Here is a 13,430-nt window from a genome sequence, read left to right on the forward strand (position 1 = left end):
CTTTTTTATGTAAACGGGTACAATATGAGTAAGGAGGCCTTTGTATGATTGAAAAACAAGCAGTTGGTGAAAAAGCAGCACAATTTGTTGAAGATGGAATGATTGTAGGGCTAGGGACAGGTTCAACAGCTTATTATACAATTGTAAAACTAGGTGAACGAGTAAAAAATGGATTAAACATCAAAGCGGTGCCTACTTCTCAAAAAACAGAAGAGCTAGCAAGGAAACTAGGTATTCCCATTGTTACCTTAGCAGATGTTGAATATATTGATATAGCAATTGACGGAGCAGATGAAGTGGATAGCGAACTTTCTTTAATTAAAGGAGGAGGAGGCGCGCTGCTTCGAGAAAAAATGATTGCGTACGCAGCGAAGCGGTTTATCGTGATTGCGGATTCTAAAAAAATAGTGAAGACGCTAGGAGCTTTTCCTCTTCCTGTTGAAGTTATACGTTTTGGCTGGGAAATGACGGCGAAGCATATTCGCAGTGCAGGTTGTGTACCGCAGCTTAGGCTTTTAGATGATCATACGCCGTTTATCACCGATAACGGAAATTACATTCTAGACTGCCATTTTTCGGAAATTGAAAATCCTGCTGAGTTGGAAAAACAGTTGATAAGGATTCCAGGCGTAGTAGAAAGCGGTTTGTTTGTAGGAATGACGGAGGAAGTCATTACCGTACAAAATCAAGATGTTCATATCATAAAAAAATAGAAGCTTTGGCGTCGGGCCTAGGCTTCTATTTTTTAATTGGAAAGAACGTTCCAATTTTTCTCTAATTGATATATGTATTGAGACGCGTTCAGTACATTTGGATGAACGAAGGTATCAATTGTTTTTTGCGGACAAGCAGATCCGTATAATGAAAAAATGACAAGCTTGCTATGCTCGATTGGTGATACGACGTGAGATAAACAGCGATAAGAAGGATTTATCAAGCTTTTTACCATCTCATGGATATCTTCTTTGTCGTAAAAATCGACTTCAATTTCCGTCTTTACTAAATAACGGCTTTCAATGGCGCTGCTTCGATAATAATTGTAGCGTGCTCCTATGAAGTAGGACGGATCTGATGTGGAAACGTCCAAACTTGTATATGTTTGATCCTGCTTGCTTTTATAAAAAATAGAATCATGAGTATGCTTCATGAATTCTTGATAAGTTTTTCCATCTTCCCACAGAGCTAAAATACAAGCATCTGTTTCATCTTCCACGTTCCAACCCCCTAGTTGGCCAATGAAACCATTCACGTGTGCAAGAGCAGCCCAATGCTGTTGCGTATATGAAAAAGATGCTTTTTTATCAGTCGGTATGCTGCATTTCACAATCTTTGTCAACATTCTCCCATCACCTCAATTAATTACTTCGATAAATGAAGGAAAAATCCTTCTAAAAAGAGGAAAATCATAGACATATCCCCCCTTTAAAAGCCATACATTTCAAATAGGACAATGTTAGGGAAAGAAGGGGAAATGAATGAAAGTTTTTCGTGCAAAAGCCTGTCAATCTCCTATGCGAAAAGGCTGGTCAATTATGTTTCAGCATCCGTTTAAAAAAGATGAAAGAGGAAGATCGCACCCGTTTGTTAAACGGTTTATGTATACAGAGCAACACGATGAAATTGACATTCTGGTTGAAGAGATGAATGAACTGCTGAGAGTGCAGGATTTTTGGACAAGTACTGCAAAAGGAAGAGCAAAAGCAAGATATGATGAACGAGTAGTGAACGCTTTTTATAACGATATTGAAAAAAGGACGAGCGAACAAATTGACAGCGAGTATGAGTACATTCATGTAATCGGAGAACAAGGAAGCGGCAAAACAGCTTTAATCCGCCAGCTTCTTGGTATAAAAAAGGAATGTGATTTTCTAAGAATAGGCAGTAAAGGCGCTTATTCTGCTACGTATAAGGTGAAGGATTCCCAACACTATGAAGCTGCTGTCTATTTTTTTACGCGAAGTGAAGTGCAAAAGAAATTGGAGAATATCCTACTAAGAAGCGCTGAAGTGTATGCTGAAGGAGGCACGGATTATGACTTGGTCTTTGAGTTGTTACACGGAGATTCCTCTTTTAATCTGCGCGCTCTTTTGGGAGATATCCCATACAAAGCCCGTTATTTTAATGATGATGTTCCTTTAAGAATGAGCGACGAAAATAGTTCATTCAAACAATTTGTAGATGCAATTAAACGAGAAAGTGAAATAGTAAAAGACGCTGTTGATCAAGAAGGAAGAGATTTTGCAGAGGGATGGCACAAGCGGCTTGAATGTAGGAAAATCACCGAGCAAATGCTTCTTGCAATCGAATCACGGTTGAAAGAATACAAGGAAGGAACGTGGGAAGTAGGAGAAGACGACTGGCCAATATCCTGTCGTCTCACAGCAAAAGAGCTGTCTTCCTTTGGGGCGCTAACAAATGAAGAAGAAGAAAATAACGGACGTCTTATTTATCCATTGTTTCGTAGAATTGAAGTTTGCGGCCCTTTTTCTTTTAAAAAAGGAGTAGCGATTTGCGAGCATGCGTGTTTTGAATATAGGAGCGCCATCCACGATTCTTTTAAACAAGCAGCTTCTATTTTATACGTACATCATGGGCTTAAAGAATTAAATATTCAATTTCTTCAACAGCTCATCGTACATGGTCACGGTGCTAAGGTAAACGTTTGTGTTACACACGGAGATTTGCTTAACTCTCCAAGCTGCCGTACGGATTATGCTAAAAAACATGCCATGGCTAAAATGATAGATTATGCGCTTAAAAGCGTTTCACCTCTTATGAAAAAGCAGCTTCACTACTATTTAACAGTAGGGAATACGTCTATTTTAGAATGTGTACACGAGGAATCCAAAGAGAGTCACTTTCTGTATAAAGACTTAAAGGCAGCTTTAGTATCAGAACCGAGAAAAAAGCAGCAAGAGCTGCATCCTATTTATTTAAACTTGACTGTCTCTCAGGCTTTTTATGAAGCGATGGAGTCGCTGAACATTCCTTATATGGATAGAGAAACATGTTTGAACATTTCCTTAGGAGAGCATGAAGGGCCGGTGCCAGTCATTGCGTCCGCTTTTATTTCATCTGTCTACGAGCATTTTCTAAGCCAGCCGTCTGGGTGGTCAAGTACCTATCATTCCGTCACCGACCGACAGCAGGTTATTCAAGAATTGGCGGGTGAGTTTGCAACCGTCGTTTATTCCTATTTCAACGAACAGCTGCTTGAAAGATCCCGTAATGACTGGCTCGCTCTTTATAAACAAAAAGAAGACGATCAAGCCTACAAATATAGCAGACTGATAGAAAACGTAATTCCTGCCAAAAATGATATCTATCAGCAGCAAATTCTTATGAGAAACGTTTATCAGTTGATTAAGTATGTGATAGAAAAGAAAGACGGCGTAATGGTTCACTAAGGAGTCAATGTAAAAAGAGGTTTATAAATAAAAAAACAGAGCCTGATTTCAGGCTCTATTAGCGTTTAGAAATAGCAGTTAAAGTATTAGGTCCGGCAACCCCGTCAACTGCTAGCTTATTGTCTTTTTGAAACTTACGCACAGCAGCTTCTGTATTGGCACCGAAGATACCATCCGTGCCTTTTGTATCATAGCCAAGCGACGTTAATTTCTTTTGAAGAGCTTGAACATTGCTGCCTTTGCTTCCTTTTTTAAGCGTTTGTTTTGTGTTAATTGCTGTATCTGCTGGTGGATTTGTTGGCTTTGGATTTGTTGGGTTTGTTGGTGTCGTCGGGTTCGGTTTCGTTCCTGAACTTCCTAAAGCTTTATATGTTGATGGACCAACAATGCCGTCAGCGGTTAAGCCGTGGTCTTTTTGGAACTTACGAACAGCTGAATCTGTATTGGCACCGAACACACCGTCCGTACCTTTTGTGTTATAGCCAAGTGAAGTTAGCTTCTGCTGAAGTTCTTTAACTGCATTTCCTTTACTGCCTTTCTTTAAAACAGTTCCTGTAGAAGGAGCTGGAGTAGAACCTGAGTTTCCAGAAACATTGTATCCGTTTGCTGCTGCAATGTCGTTAAACAATTTAGAAGAAGTTGTAATCACAACTGGTGTACCGACGGTCACTTTACTAAATAACCATGCCACTTCTTCATCGTACATACGAACGCATCCGCTGCTTACATATTTGCCAATGGAAGCAGGATTATTATTTCCGTGAATAGCATACGTCGTGCCGTATGTACCTCTCGCATTTAGACCTAGCCAGCGATTGCCAAGAGGGTTTCTAGGATCTCCACCAGGAATGTTCCCTGAGTAATAAGGGCGATTGACAATTTTATTCACTACTTTGAAATGCCCTTCTGGTGTAAGAGACTGCGTGCGCCCTGTTGCGACTGAAAACGTTCGGACCAGTGAACCATTTTGGTAATAAGCGAGTTTATTTGTTGCTTTGTTAATGATAATTAAATGAGATGGTGTTGAAGCAGCTTCTGTTTTTGGAACCCCTACAAACAAGCAGGCTAGAGCTAGAATAGCCGCTATGAGTACGATTGTTGTTCTTGATATTCTATTTGCCATGTGCTGCGCCTCCTTAGGCTGCATTAATGAAAAACGTATGGTGCGGCAGTGCTATAAATTCTTCACTAATAAAATAAAAGACGAATAGCTGCATTTTCTATACCTGTATGTATGCGCTTAATAAGGAAATCATTAAGTAGAAAGACTTTACTAGCGGGAATTTATAATAATAAGAATAACTAAGTTTTTCTTGATGTTTTGCATAATTTTACTAATATAAGTTTACTAATCTAGCGGATTTATATTTACATAAGCAGCACATCCTTTCCAGTTCTTCATTTTCGTGTAAAGAAATGAAAGCGTTATACAGATTATTTTGTAATCATATTGTAACATAGTTGTATTTTTTATACCATAAAAAGACATAAAATAGTATAAAAATACTTTATATGGGTTTTATGTACAAAAAATTCAAAAGTTCAGGAGAACGAAGCTATTATTAGATATACGAAACTGGAAAAGAAGTATGCGTAGTTTTGCGGAAATAGATAAATATTCTTATTCGAATATAGGGAGGGAAAAAGTAAAAAAACTACTTGCAAAGAGACAAGTAGTTTTTAAACCGTTATTTTTGAGCATACATTATAACAAAATTAAAAAATTTATAAATGCAATCCACTGTGCTGAACCCGCTTGCTGTTAGCCAATTTAACTGATCATGTAGGGTTGCCATTTTATCTAACTTCGTACGTTCATGAGCAGCCTCAAGTTGCTCATGAGTTAATCCGCTTGCGGCAATTCGTTCGCTCCAGTCTTTTTTATATAACTCTTCAATAATAGAAGAATGGCCTAATACTTGATCTGCATTAATAAATATTCCTCCTGTATGCAGTAAATTATGAATTTGTTCATACAGCTTTTGTTTTTGTTTGTCTTCTAAATGATGAATAGCAAGTGAAGAAATCACAATGTCGAATGAGTGCTCAAATTCGTAGCTTGTTATATCTGATACGATAAATTCCATATGCTGTTCATTTTTAAAGCGCTCCTTTGCTTTTTCAAGCATTTGATCTGAGACGTCAATCAACGTGAAATGCGCATCCGGATACTTTTCTTTAACAAAAGAAGAAAACAAGCCTGTACCTGCTCCGATATCAAGTATGCGAAGCGGCTTTTTCGAAAAGTGAAGAAGCGAAACGGGAATAGAATAAAAATCAAAAAAACAAGGAATGAGTTTGCGGCGCTGCTCATCATACTGAGAAGCATGAGCATTAAATTTTTCTTTCACATTATTTTTCATTTTTACAGCTCCTTTATTTGGTAATATTGAGATACATATATCGTATAGAAGTTTGATAGAAAAGAAAATAAACAAAAATAAGCAGTATTGATTCCAGTTTGTTATGAATAGAAAGAGATGGAGAGAAAAAAATGGAGATCAAATGGTTAAAAACATTCATCATAGCGGCTTCTTATGAAAATTTCAGACAAGCGTCTGAAGATTTATTTTTAACGCAGCCTGCTGTATCAAAGCATATTCAGCGATTGCAGCAAGAGCTAGGCGCTGAGCTTTTTGAAAAAAAAGGTAAATATATCGCGCTGACTGAGGCAGGACGCTTTTTTTTGCCTCATGCTCAAAAAATGGTGAGAGCATATGAAGAAGGAGTAGGGAATTTTAAGTTATGGAAGCAAGGATATAACCGAAAACTGACTATATCCGCTGCTCCTCAAATAGCAGCATCAGTTTTGCCGAGTCTAATCAAACAATTTGTAGAGAGATATCCCCATATTGAAGTCACGGTTAATATCACAAATTCGTTTCAGGTGGGAAAAGACATCAGCGACAGAAGGTCAGATATTGGATTAACAAGGATGATTCCAGGTCAGGCAGACGTGTTTTATGAGTTAATTCACAAAGAAAAAGCAGTCTTAGTCGCTCCGTTTTCTGCAGGAGCACGTACGGAACAGGAGCTGTTATCTTCCTACCGGCTGCTCACGAGTAATCATCCCGTTTATTGGGAAGATTTACTCCTTCAAATCAAGGCTTGTTATCCTCACATTCAGCTGCTTCCTGTGACGCAAGTAGAAATTACAAAGCGCTTTATTGAAGAAGGTTTAGGCGTATCTTATTTGCCATTTTCTATGGTGAAAAAGGAAGTTGAAAATCAAACGTTAAGCGTAATTTCACAGCAAAAAATTATCCGGCCTTCTTCACACACGTATATCGTAACAAAAGGCGAAACAGAAGAAATAAAGCAGTTTAAGCACTTTGTAGCTGAGACCTTAACAGAAACGAGCTGAAATGATACCATAAAAAGGAAGGGGGATGCCGATGTATATACTGATTATGCTAGTAGCAGCAGCGGTCGTAGTAGATTTAATTTTAAGAAAAGTGCTTCATATACCTCGCAGCAAATTTTGGGGCAAATACGAGTATGAAAGTCTAGCTTTAGAACGTTGGGACAAATATGTCATGGTAGCTTTTGTTCTTTTTCTAGTACTCGATGTGATTTTTATGGTGGTGGAGCCTTATATCGTGACTTGGTGGTTTTTAGGCATGCATATTTTGCTGAAAAGCATAGATGAATGGAAATATAAACAAGAAACAAAAGAATACGTAACAAGCTTTGTACAGATGGGCTTCTTCTTTACGGCTTTTGTTCTATTAGTCAGCGGAATTGTATAGAAAAAAGAGCTTTACCTATGGCAAAGCTCTTTTTATATTATTTAAAAATATGATCAATGTCTTTAATTTCGGAAGAAGTGAGCTGAACATCTAATGTTTTTAAGTTATCAAGTACTTGATCAGCACGTTTTGCTCCTGGAATTAATACATCAATTGAATCGCGCGTTAAGTACCAAGCCAGAACAAGATGAGCTACTTCTACACCTTTTGCGCTAGAGATTTGACGAAGACGCTCTACTTTTTCTAGATTTTGCTGAAATGCTTCCCCGATAAAATGAGGCATATCTTCGCGCAGGTCATTAAACTTTGTGTTTTTATCGTATTTCCCAGCAAGTAAACCAGCAGCTAGCGGGAAGTATGGAATAAATGAAATGCGGTTTGCAGCCGTATAAGGTAAAATATCGTTTTCTGCTTCTCGCTGAATTAAGTTATATTGGCCTTGCACCACGTCTACATAACCATCTTTATTTGCTTCTTTTAACTGATCTAACGAGAAGTTTGATACGCCAATAGAACGGATCTTACCTTCGTCTTTTAATTCTTTTAATGCACCAACTGCTTCGTCTTTTGGTGTGTTTTTGTCTGGGAAATGAATATAATACAAATCGATATAATCTGTTTGAAGGCGTTTTAAGCTATCTTCAACTGACTGTTTTAAAAACGCAGGAGAGTTGTCTAGCAGTACCTCATCTCCAACAATTTTATGTGCTCCTTTTGTGGCAATAACCGTTTCTTCACGATTTCCACGTTCTTTTAGCACTTCACCAATTAGTTCTTCAGAACGTTTTGGACCATAAATGAACGCTGTATCAAGGAGGTTTATGCCATTATCTAGCGCCTTATGAACAAGGTCTTTGCCAACTTCTTCGTTTAGGTTAGGATATAAGTTATGTCCTCCTACAGCGTTTGTTCCAAGTCCAATAGGATTAACATATAATTCGGATTTTCCAATCTGTACTTTTTCTGCCATGTCTAACGTCCATCTCCTTTTTTATATCTTCTTTTTTACTATAGCAAAATATACCATGAATCAAAAATAGTACGCTCATATGAAAAGCAGCTTTAAAAAAGTATGTGAACTTGAGTTACATGTAAATAAGGAGTATATTCTACAGGGCTCTATTTCAATAGCAAAAATAAAAAAAGAACCTCTTCTAAATAAGAGATTCTCTTTTAGTCATGGTAATATGATAACTTTTTGACAGCTGAAATGTTTCAGCAAGCTGCCTGCGTCCTTGCGCTCCTTGTTCGCGTACATACTCTAATTCGTTTGGTGTAAGAAGCTTCATGCTAATCAGTTTAATAGATTCGTAAGGTAAAGAGAGGCTAGCTGAAACAGAAGGAGACTGAACGCCTAGCAATACACCAATTTCTCCATTTTCATTTACAAAATGAGACGGTACGTCCAAATCAGTAAATTCAATTGAAAGAATATCGTGCTTCATAAATAGTTCGAGCATATTAGGGTGAGCGGCAGCATTTTGACTCACTTGATAAAGAAGGTCAAATGCCCAGTGATCCTGAATATCAGATAAAGGTCCGCGCAGAGATTCATCATCGCATTCGATATAGAATTCTAAACCTTTTCCTTGCTTTCGGCTCTTTTCTTCGGGGGATTGAAACGGATCGGACAAGCCGTCGCTTGCGAGAATAACCGTCTCTGTTTTTTGGACGCGAATAAATGTTTGACGTCCAGATGGCCAAGCAGGCCCGCCAAAAAACATGGGATTTAACAAATGAGTTAATACGTCTCCGTCGACATGTCCAATTGTGTTCCAGTAGTCTTTTCTTTTTGAGATTGATTCCTCAAGAACACGCTCTGCTTCTTTTTCCTGCTTCTTTTGCTTCCACTTTAAAAATAATGACAAGTATCCCACACCTCTTTACGACTTCATAGTACCCAATATATACCTCATTTAGGGAACTCGTAAACCATTATTTAGTGCATGAAAGTAAATTATTCCTTTAAATTATAAAATTCCCAAAGTTTTCTTAGGGGATTTTATAATTTTGTCTTTAATAAATCAGTTGAAAAATCAAATAAGCCACATAGACGGCCTGTGCGAAAAATAAAAAACCCCAAAAGCGTGCTGAAAGATGGGTAAGCTGCTTTAAACTCGTAGCGTCACCTGCATCGTGTGGATATTTGATGCTTAACACAAAAATAATAAAGGCAGAAAATAGAGATTCTACAAGTAACAGCGCACCAACAAACATCATGCTGTAGCGCGTAAGCTGTGGGTCTTGTAAATAATAAATACCACCGAGGATCAAACCGATAGAAAAAAGCCACGCAATTCCGTATCCGTTACGTACCCAAAGCAGTAAATTAATAACAACCACACTTCCTAACCCGTAAAAAAGCCAGTCGTAGTGATGGTGAACGAGCAGGTAGAAAAACAAATAAGCCATTGCTGAGCTGAACGGGTACCCGGCTAAAGCAATAATGACGCGCGGCAGCCATCCACGGGATCCCGCGTAGGTGGCAGTCACAGCTATGCCTTCATTATTGGTATACAGCTCAATACGATTGACGCCTTTTCCGACAATAAGCCCCATTAACGCGTGGCCATCTTCATGAAACATCGTATTTAAATTTGAAAAATAACGTCCAATATGCCGAAGCAGCTGATTAATGCTAGGAGCAAATGAACCTATAAATGGAATGCCTCTTGTTAGCACAAAAGCTAATAAAATAAAGAAGAAAAGCGTAGTAGATTGTTCCATCGCGATAGTCCTTTTCGTAAAATGATATGTTTCTACTTTACTCGCAAACGTGCTAAAAGGGAAATAAAACGGCTAGTTTCTCTAGGAAAAGAGAAGCTGGAAGATTTGCATAATATTAATGTTAACAGACCTGACACATTCATTGACCAGCTTATTCCAAATTTTATATTCTAAACAGATATAAGAAATGAGGAGATGGTTGAATGAAAGATACGTGGAACGCATTTGTAGACAGTGATCTTTACGTACCTCCAACGGGAACGGGAATGTTAAATAACTTGAGTTTTGCGTTAAAAGACGTATTTGATGTACAAGGACATATATCAAGTGCGGGAAATCCAGATTGGCTCTCCACGCATCAGCCTGCAAGTGAACATGCAGACGTAGTAGCTGCTCTTTTAAAAGAAGGAGCTGCACTAAAGGGAGTTACGCATACTGACGAGCTTATGTACGGATTAAATGGAGAAAACGCGCATTACGGAACACCGGTAAACCCAAAAAGCGCAGATCGAATTCCGGGAGGTTCTTCAAGCGGATCAGCGGTTGCTGTCGCAGCGGGAATAACTGATTTTGCGATCGGAACAGATACGGGAGGATCGGTTCGAATTCCTTCAAGCTACTGCGGTATTTTCGGGTATCGTCCTTCTCACGGACGCATTTCTACAAACGGTCTGATTCCACTTGCTCCAAGCTTTGATACAGTGGGTGTAATGGCTAGAGACGGCCACACTCTGCAAAAAGTAGGAGCGGTTTTATTGAATTCAACGTCGCGTGCTAGTGGATTTACACGGCTTTATGTACCAACAGATGTGATGGAACTTGTGGATGAACAAAGCATGCGAGCTCTTGCGCCGTCTATAAATCACGTAATAGAGTCTTTCTCTACTATAGAAGAGATAGCGATTGCTCCTCAGGGTTTTTCTACATATATGGAAACCTTCCGTTTGCTGCAAGGAAAAGAAATCTGGCAAACGCACGGAGAGTGGATTCAAAAAGAAAATCCAACGTTTGGAGAAGACATCGGAAGCCGCTTTCAATGGGCGAGCACTCTTACATTATTAAATATGAATTATATAGAAGAAAAGCGTCGTGAACTTCGCTATTTTATGTACTCACAGCTTGGAGAAGAAGGAATATTAGTACTTCCTACAGCTCCAGGACCCGCGCCTGTAAAAGATGCAAAAGGACCGGAGTTAGAAAACAGAAGATTGCGAACACTTCAAATGACGTGTATTGCCGGCCTAAGCGGTCTTCCCCAAATTACGATACCTGCAGGAGAACTAGACGGTTTGCCAATCGGTTTATCTTTTATTGCAGGATACAACCAAGATGAAAAATTATTAAATTGGGTAAAAGAAAACAGCGATCGTATCATTCAAGCATCGGTAAGGAGCGTATCATGAAGTTAGTAAATATAATAGAGCAAGGGAAAGAACAAGCAGCCATTTTAGACAATGACAGCATTCTGCTTATAGAAGATATTAATACTAAATATTTAACAAACTGGTCTACAACAATTTGGGCTCTGATTCAATATAAAGAACTTCGCCACCTTGAAACATGGTACGCCCATAATAAATTTGGTATGAACAGCTCTTTTCCTGTAATGCACTTGCAGGGCAGAAAAACAGCTCCTATCATTAGTAATCCGTCGAAATTATTAGGCATTGGGTTTAATTATGCCGCTTCTGAAGAAAAACTAAAAGACTACGACCGTGCCATTGATCCAGTTAGTTTTTTAAAACCTGCAACCGCCATTATTGGACCAGAAGACAGCATTCGTATTCCAAAGCAGTCCTACAAAACAACGGCTGAAGCGGAGCTAGCGGTGGTAATCGGCGAAACGTGTAAGGATATAGAGCCAGATGAAGCCATAAACGTAATTGCTGGTTATACGTCAGCAATTGACGTAACCGCAGCTGATATTCATGCGGCGAATCATCGCTACTTAATGCGAGCGAAAAGCTTTGATACCTTTTGCAGTATAGGCTCAGAATTTGTTACAAAAGAAAGTATATCAAACGTAAAATCACTTCAAGTGCGCACATTGCTAAATGGAGACATGCAGCATGAAAATACAGTGTCTAATATGATTTACGACATCGCATACTGTGTTTCATTTTTCTCAAAAGTCATGACGCTGCATCCAGGTGACATCATCCTCACCGGAACGCCGGGACCGGCTGTTATTGAAGACGGGGACTGTATTGAATGTCATATTGAAGGGATGCTTCCATTAAAAAATAAAGTAAAAGATATGAAGAAAGTGCCTCAGCAAATCTAGCAGCGTAGCCCCTGTTTTTGCAGGGGTTACATTGCTGTTTACTTCGAAACTGGAAGCGTTTGTCCGCTGTCTTTTTTTGGAATGGGAAACGCACCCAAAAATAATGCGTTAGTAAGTAGAAATTGTTTGAACAATAGATGAAACATTAAAGGAATCAATGTTCCCATTACTATGTACAAAAAGACAGTAGATATGCCAGTATATTTTTCTATTAAAATAGTAACCGGTACGTGCAAAAACATAATGGTAAACGAGGATCTTCCTACGTATTCAAAAGGTTTACTCCACTTTGTTAAGCTCATTTTTTTGCTTATATATACAAGGATGCTTGCTGCGCAAAGAGGAATAATCAAATCAAGCAGCCATGTATAAATGTTTGCTTTAATATCTAATATATAAGAAAGAACGTTGAGCTTTTCTAAAGCTACAATCAATAAGATGATCAAGCTGCTCAATATTACAGTGCTTTTTCTCTCAACAAACGAAAAAGCTTGTCTGCTGTAATATCCAATTGCGTAATAACAAATGGATAGCAAAACGGAATTGGCGCTCCATATAATGTTTTTTTGCTGAAGAAATGGAAAGCTGACATAAATATGAGCGATAAAATAGCATAGAGTTAAGAAAAGAACCATTGACCTTTTTCTTTTAATCAGTAGAGATGCATAGGCAAAAACAAGGTGAGTTAAGAATAAACAAGTGACAAACCAAAAAACACCGTAATAATATCCGAGAGTTCTCCCGCCAATACATAAATGGTAGATGTTCAGTAACACTTCCCGAACGTTAAATGTTTGAACAAAGATAAGGGCTGCTATTAACAGGCCAAATGAAAAATAAGGGATAAGTAAACGCATCCATTTTTTCGAAATCCATTCTCGTACTTCTTGTATTCTAGAACGTGGGTGAAACAGATAGCCGCTAATCATAAAAAAGAGAGGCATGTGAAACCAAAAGAAATAATGATGAAAAAAAGGGTTGCCAGAATGCCCTGCAACTACTGTAAGAATACATACTCCTTTTAGCGCATCTAGCCATGAATGGTGTTTGCTCATTAAGCTTTCATTCCTTTAATAAGTAAATTAGTTCCTGCTATATTATCTAATTCTCTGTGAAAAAGAGCAATAAAAATTTCCTTCCCTTTTCTTCATAATGAGTTCATATTGATTGTCTATACTAATAAAAAATATAATCGTATCGCTGCAGGAGACTGAAAAATGAAATATTTACAAATGGAAAAGAAACGGGTACGATATCTGTAGC

At 38.3% G+C, this 13,430-nt stretch carries 13 protein-coding genes; 6 read left to right on the forward strand and 7 right to left on the reverse strand.

Annotated elements, in window-relative coordinates:
• Window positions 1–44: 44 nt before the first annotated feature.
• Window positions 45–713, forward strand: coding sequence for a ribose-5-phosphate isomerase RpiA (gene rpiA / locus AC2YJL_RS20320; RefSeq protein WP_013055734.1), 669 nt, complete (start codon window positions 45–47; stop codon window positions 711–713).
• Window positions 714–745: 32 nt separating this feature from the next.
• Here rpiA and AC2YJL_RS20325 read toward each other — a convergent pair whose 3' ends face one another.
• The gene (locus tag AC2YJL_RS20325) at window positions 746–1,339 is read right to left on the reverse strand and encodes a YdbC family protein (RefSeq protein WP_050688399.1); all 594 of its coding nucleotides are present in this window, start codon (window positions 1,337–1,339) and stop codon (window positions 746–748) included.
• Between the two features lie 136 nt (window positions 1,340–1,475).
• Here AC2YJL_RS20325 and AC2YJL_RS20330 point away from each other — a divergent pair, with 136 nt between their 5' ends.
• Window positions 1,476–3,407 carry a hypothetical protein gene (locus AC2YJL_RS20330; RefSeq protein WP_487374908.1) on the forward strand — a complete coding sequence of 644 codons (1,932 nt, stop codon included), beginning with the start codon at window positions 1,476–1,478 and terminating at the stop codon, window positions 3,405–3,407.
• A gap of 58 nt (window positions 3,408–3,465) precedes the next feature.
• On the opposite strand, the gene AC2YJL_RS20335 is transcribed toward AC2YJL_RS20330, so the two are convergent.
• Both AC2YJL_RS20335 and AC2YJL_RS20340 read right to left on the reverse strand, forming a co-directional pair.
• Window positions 3,466–4,530 (reverse strand): L,D-transpeptidase family protein, encoded by a 1,065-nt coding sequence (locus AC2YJL_RS20335; protein WP_487374909.1) that lies wholly within the window; start codon window positions 4,528–4,530, stop codon window positions 3,466–3,468.
• 565 nt (window positions 4,531–5,095) lie between these two features.
• The gene (locus tag AC2YJL_RS20340; RefSeq protein WP_230931913.1) at window positions 5,096–5,770 is read right to left on the reverse strand and encodes a class I SAM-dependent methyltransferase; all 675 of its coding nucleotides are present in this window, start codon (window positions 5,768–5,770) and stop codon (window positions 5,096–5,098) included.
• A 131-nt stretch (window positions 5,771–5,901) separates the two neighbouring features.
• Between AC2YJL_RS20340 and AC2YJL_RS20345 the strand changes: the two genes are divergently transcribed.
• Window positions 5,902–6,771, forward strand: coding sequence for a LysR family transcriptional regulator (locus tag AC2YJL_RS20345; protein ID WP_487374910.1), 870 nt, complete (start codon window positions 5,902–5,904; stop codon window positions 6,769–6,771).
• Window positions 6,772–6,802: 31 nt separating this feature from the next.
• Window positions 6,803–7,156 (forward strand): DUF4181 domain-containing protein, encoded by a 354-nt coding sequence (locus tag AC2YJL_RS20350; protein WP_230931915.1) that lies wholly within the window; start codon window positions 6,803–6,805, stop codon window positions 7,154–7,156.
• A gap of 37 nt (window positions 7,157–7,193) precedes the next feature.
• Here the strand turns inward: AC2YJL_RS20350 and AC2YJL_RS20355 are convergent, their stop codons facing one another.
• From AC2YJL_RS20355 to AC2YJL_RS20365, 3 genes are all read right to left on the reverse strand, one after another.
• Window positions 7,194–8,126: an aldo/keto reductase gene (locus tag AC2YJL_RS20355; protein ID WP_487374911.1), complete on the reverse strand. Its 933-nt coding sequence runs from the start codon at window positions 8,124–8,126 to the stop codon at window positions 7,194–7,196.
• A gap of 184 nt (window positions 8,127–8,310) precedes the next feature.
• Entirely contained in the window at window positions 8,311–9,024 is a 714-nt protein-coding gene (locus AC2YJL_RS20360) for a suppressor of fused domain protein (RefSeq protein ID WP_251567323.1), read from the reverse strand.
• Window positions 9,025–9,172: 148 nt separating this feature from the next.
• A complete protein-coding gene (locus tag AC2YJL_RS20365; RefSeq protein WP_487374912.1) occupies window positions 9,173–9,883 on the reverse strand; it encodes a M50 family metallopeptidase in 711 nt (236 codons plus the stop codon).
• Window positions 9,884–10,086: 203 nt separating this feature from the next.
• Between AC2YJL_RS20365 and AC2YJL_RS20370 the strand changes: the two genes are divergently transcribed.
• Together AC2YJL_RS20370 and AC2YJL_RS20375 are read left to right on the forward strand one after the other, a co-directional pair.
• A complete protein-coding gene (locus AC2YJL_RS20370; protein WP_230931921.1) occupies window positions 10,087–11,286 on the forward strand; it encodes an amidase in 1,200 nt (399 codons plus the stop codon).
• Window positions 11,283–12,167, forward strand: coding sequence for a fumarylacetoacetate hydrolase family protein (locus AC2YJL_RS20375; protein WP_098333749.1), 885 nt, complete (start codon window positions 11,283–11,285; stop codon window positions 12,165–12,167). Before AC2YJL_RS20370 ends, AC2YJL_RS20375 begins: the two co-directional genes overlap by 4 nt.
• 38 nt (window positions 12,168–12,205) lie before the next feature.
• Here the strand turns inward: AC2YJL_RS20375 and AC2YJL_RS20380 are convergent, their stop codons facing one another.
• Window positions 12,206–13,222, reverse strand: a complete 1,017-nt coding sequence (locus AC2YJL_RS20380) for an acyltransferase family protein (RefSeq protein ID WP_487374913.1) — start codon at window positions 13,220–13,222, stop codon at window positions 12,206–12,208.
• Window positions 13,223–13,430: the final 208 nt, after the last annotated feature.

The organism is Priestia sp. SRI_019 (genome assembly GCF_057586255.1).

Bases quoted from the DNA above. Each gene is read 5' to 3' on its own strand.
- rpiA (WP_013055734.1), top strand. From the start codon at position 45: ATGATTGAAAAACAAGCAGTTGGTGAAAAAGCAGCACAATTTGTTGAA.
- AC2YJL_RS20325 (WP_050688399.1), bottom strand. From the start codon at position 1,339: ATGTTGACAAAGATTGTGAAATGCAGCATACCGACTGATAAAAAAGCA.
- AC2YJL_RS20330 (WP_487374908.1), top strand. From the start codon at position 1,476: ATGAAAGTTTTTCGTGCAAAAGCCTGTCAATCTCCTATGCGAAAAGGC.
- AC2YJL_RS20335 (WP_487374909.1), bottom strand. From the start codon at position 4,530: ATGGCAAATAGAATATCAAGAACAACAATCGTACTCATAGCGGCTATT.
- AC2YJL_RS20340 (WP_230931913.1), bottom strand. From the start codon at position 5,770: ATGAAAAATAATGTGAAAGAAAAATTTAATGCTCATGCTTCTCAGTAT.
- AC2YJL_RS20345 (WP_487374910.1), top strand. From the start codon at position 5,902: ATGGAGATCAAATGGTTAAAAACATTCATCATAGCGGCTTCTTATGAA.
- AC2YJL_RS20350 (WP_230931915.1), top strand. From the start codon at position 6,803: ATGTATATACTGATTATGCTAGTAGCAGCAGCGGTCGTAGTAGATTTA.
- AC2YJL_RS20355 (WP_487374911.1), bottom strand. From the start codon at position 8,126: ATGGCAGAAAAAGTACAGATTGGAAAATCCGAATTATATGTTAATCCT.
- AC2YJL_RS20365 (WP_487374912.1), bottom strand. From the start codon at position 9,883: ATGGAACAATCTACTACGCTTTTCTTCTTTATTTTATTAGCTTTTGTG.
- AC2YJL_RS20370 (WP_230931921.1), top strand. From the start codon at position 10,087: ATGAAAGATACGTGGAACGCATTTGTAGACAGTGATCTTTACGTACCT.
- AC2YJL_RS20375 (WP_098333749.1), top strand. From the start codon at position 11,283: ATGAAGTTAGTAAATATAATAGAGCAAGGGAAAGAACAAGCAGCCATT.
- AC2YJL_RS20380 (WP_487374913.1), bottom strand. From the start codon at position 13,222: ATGAGCAAACACCATTCATGGCTAGATGCGCTAAAAGGAGTATGTATT.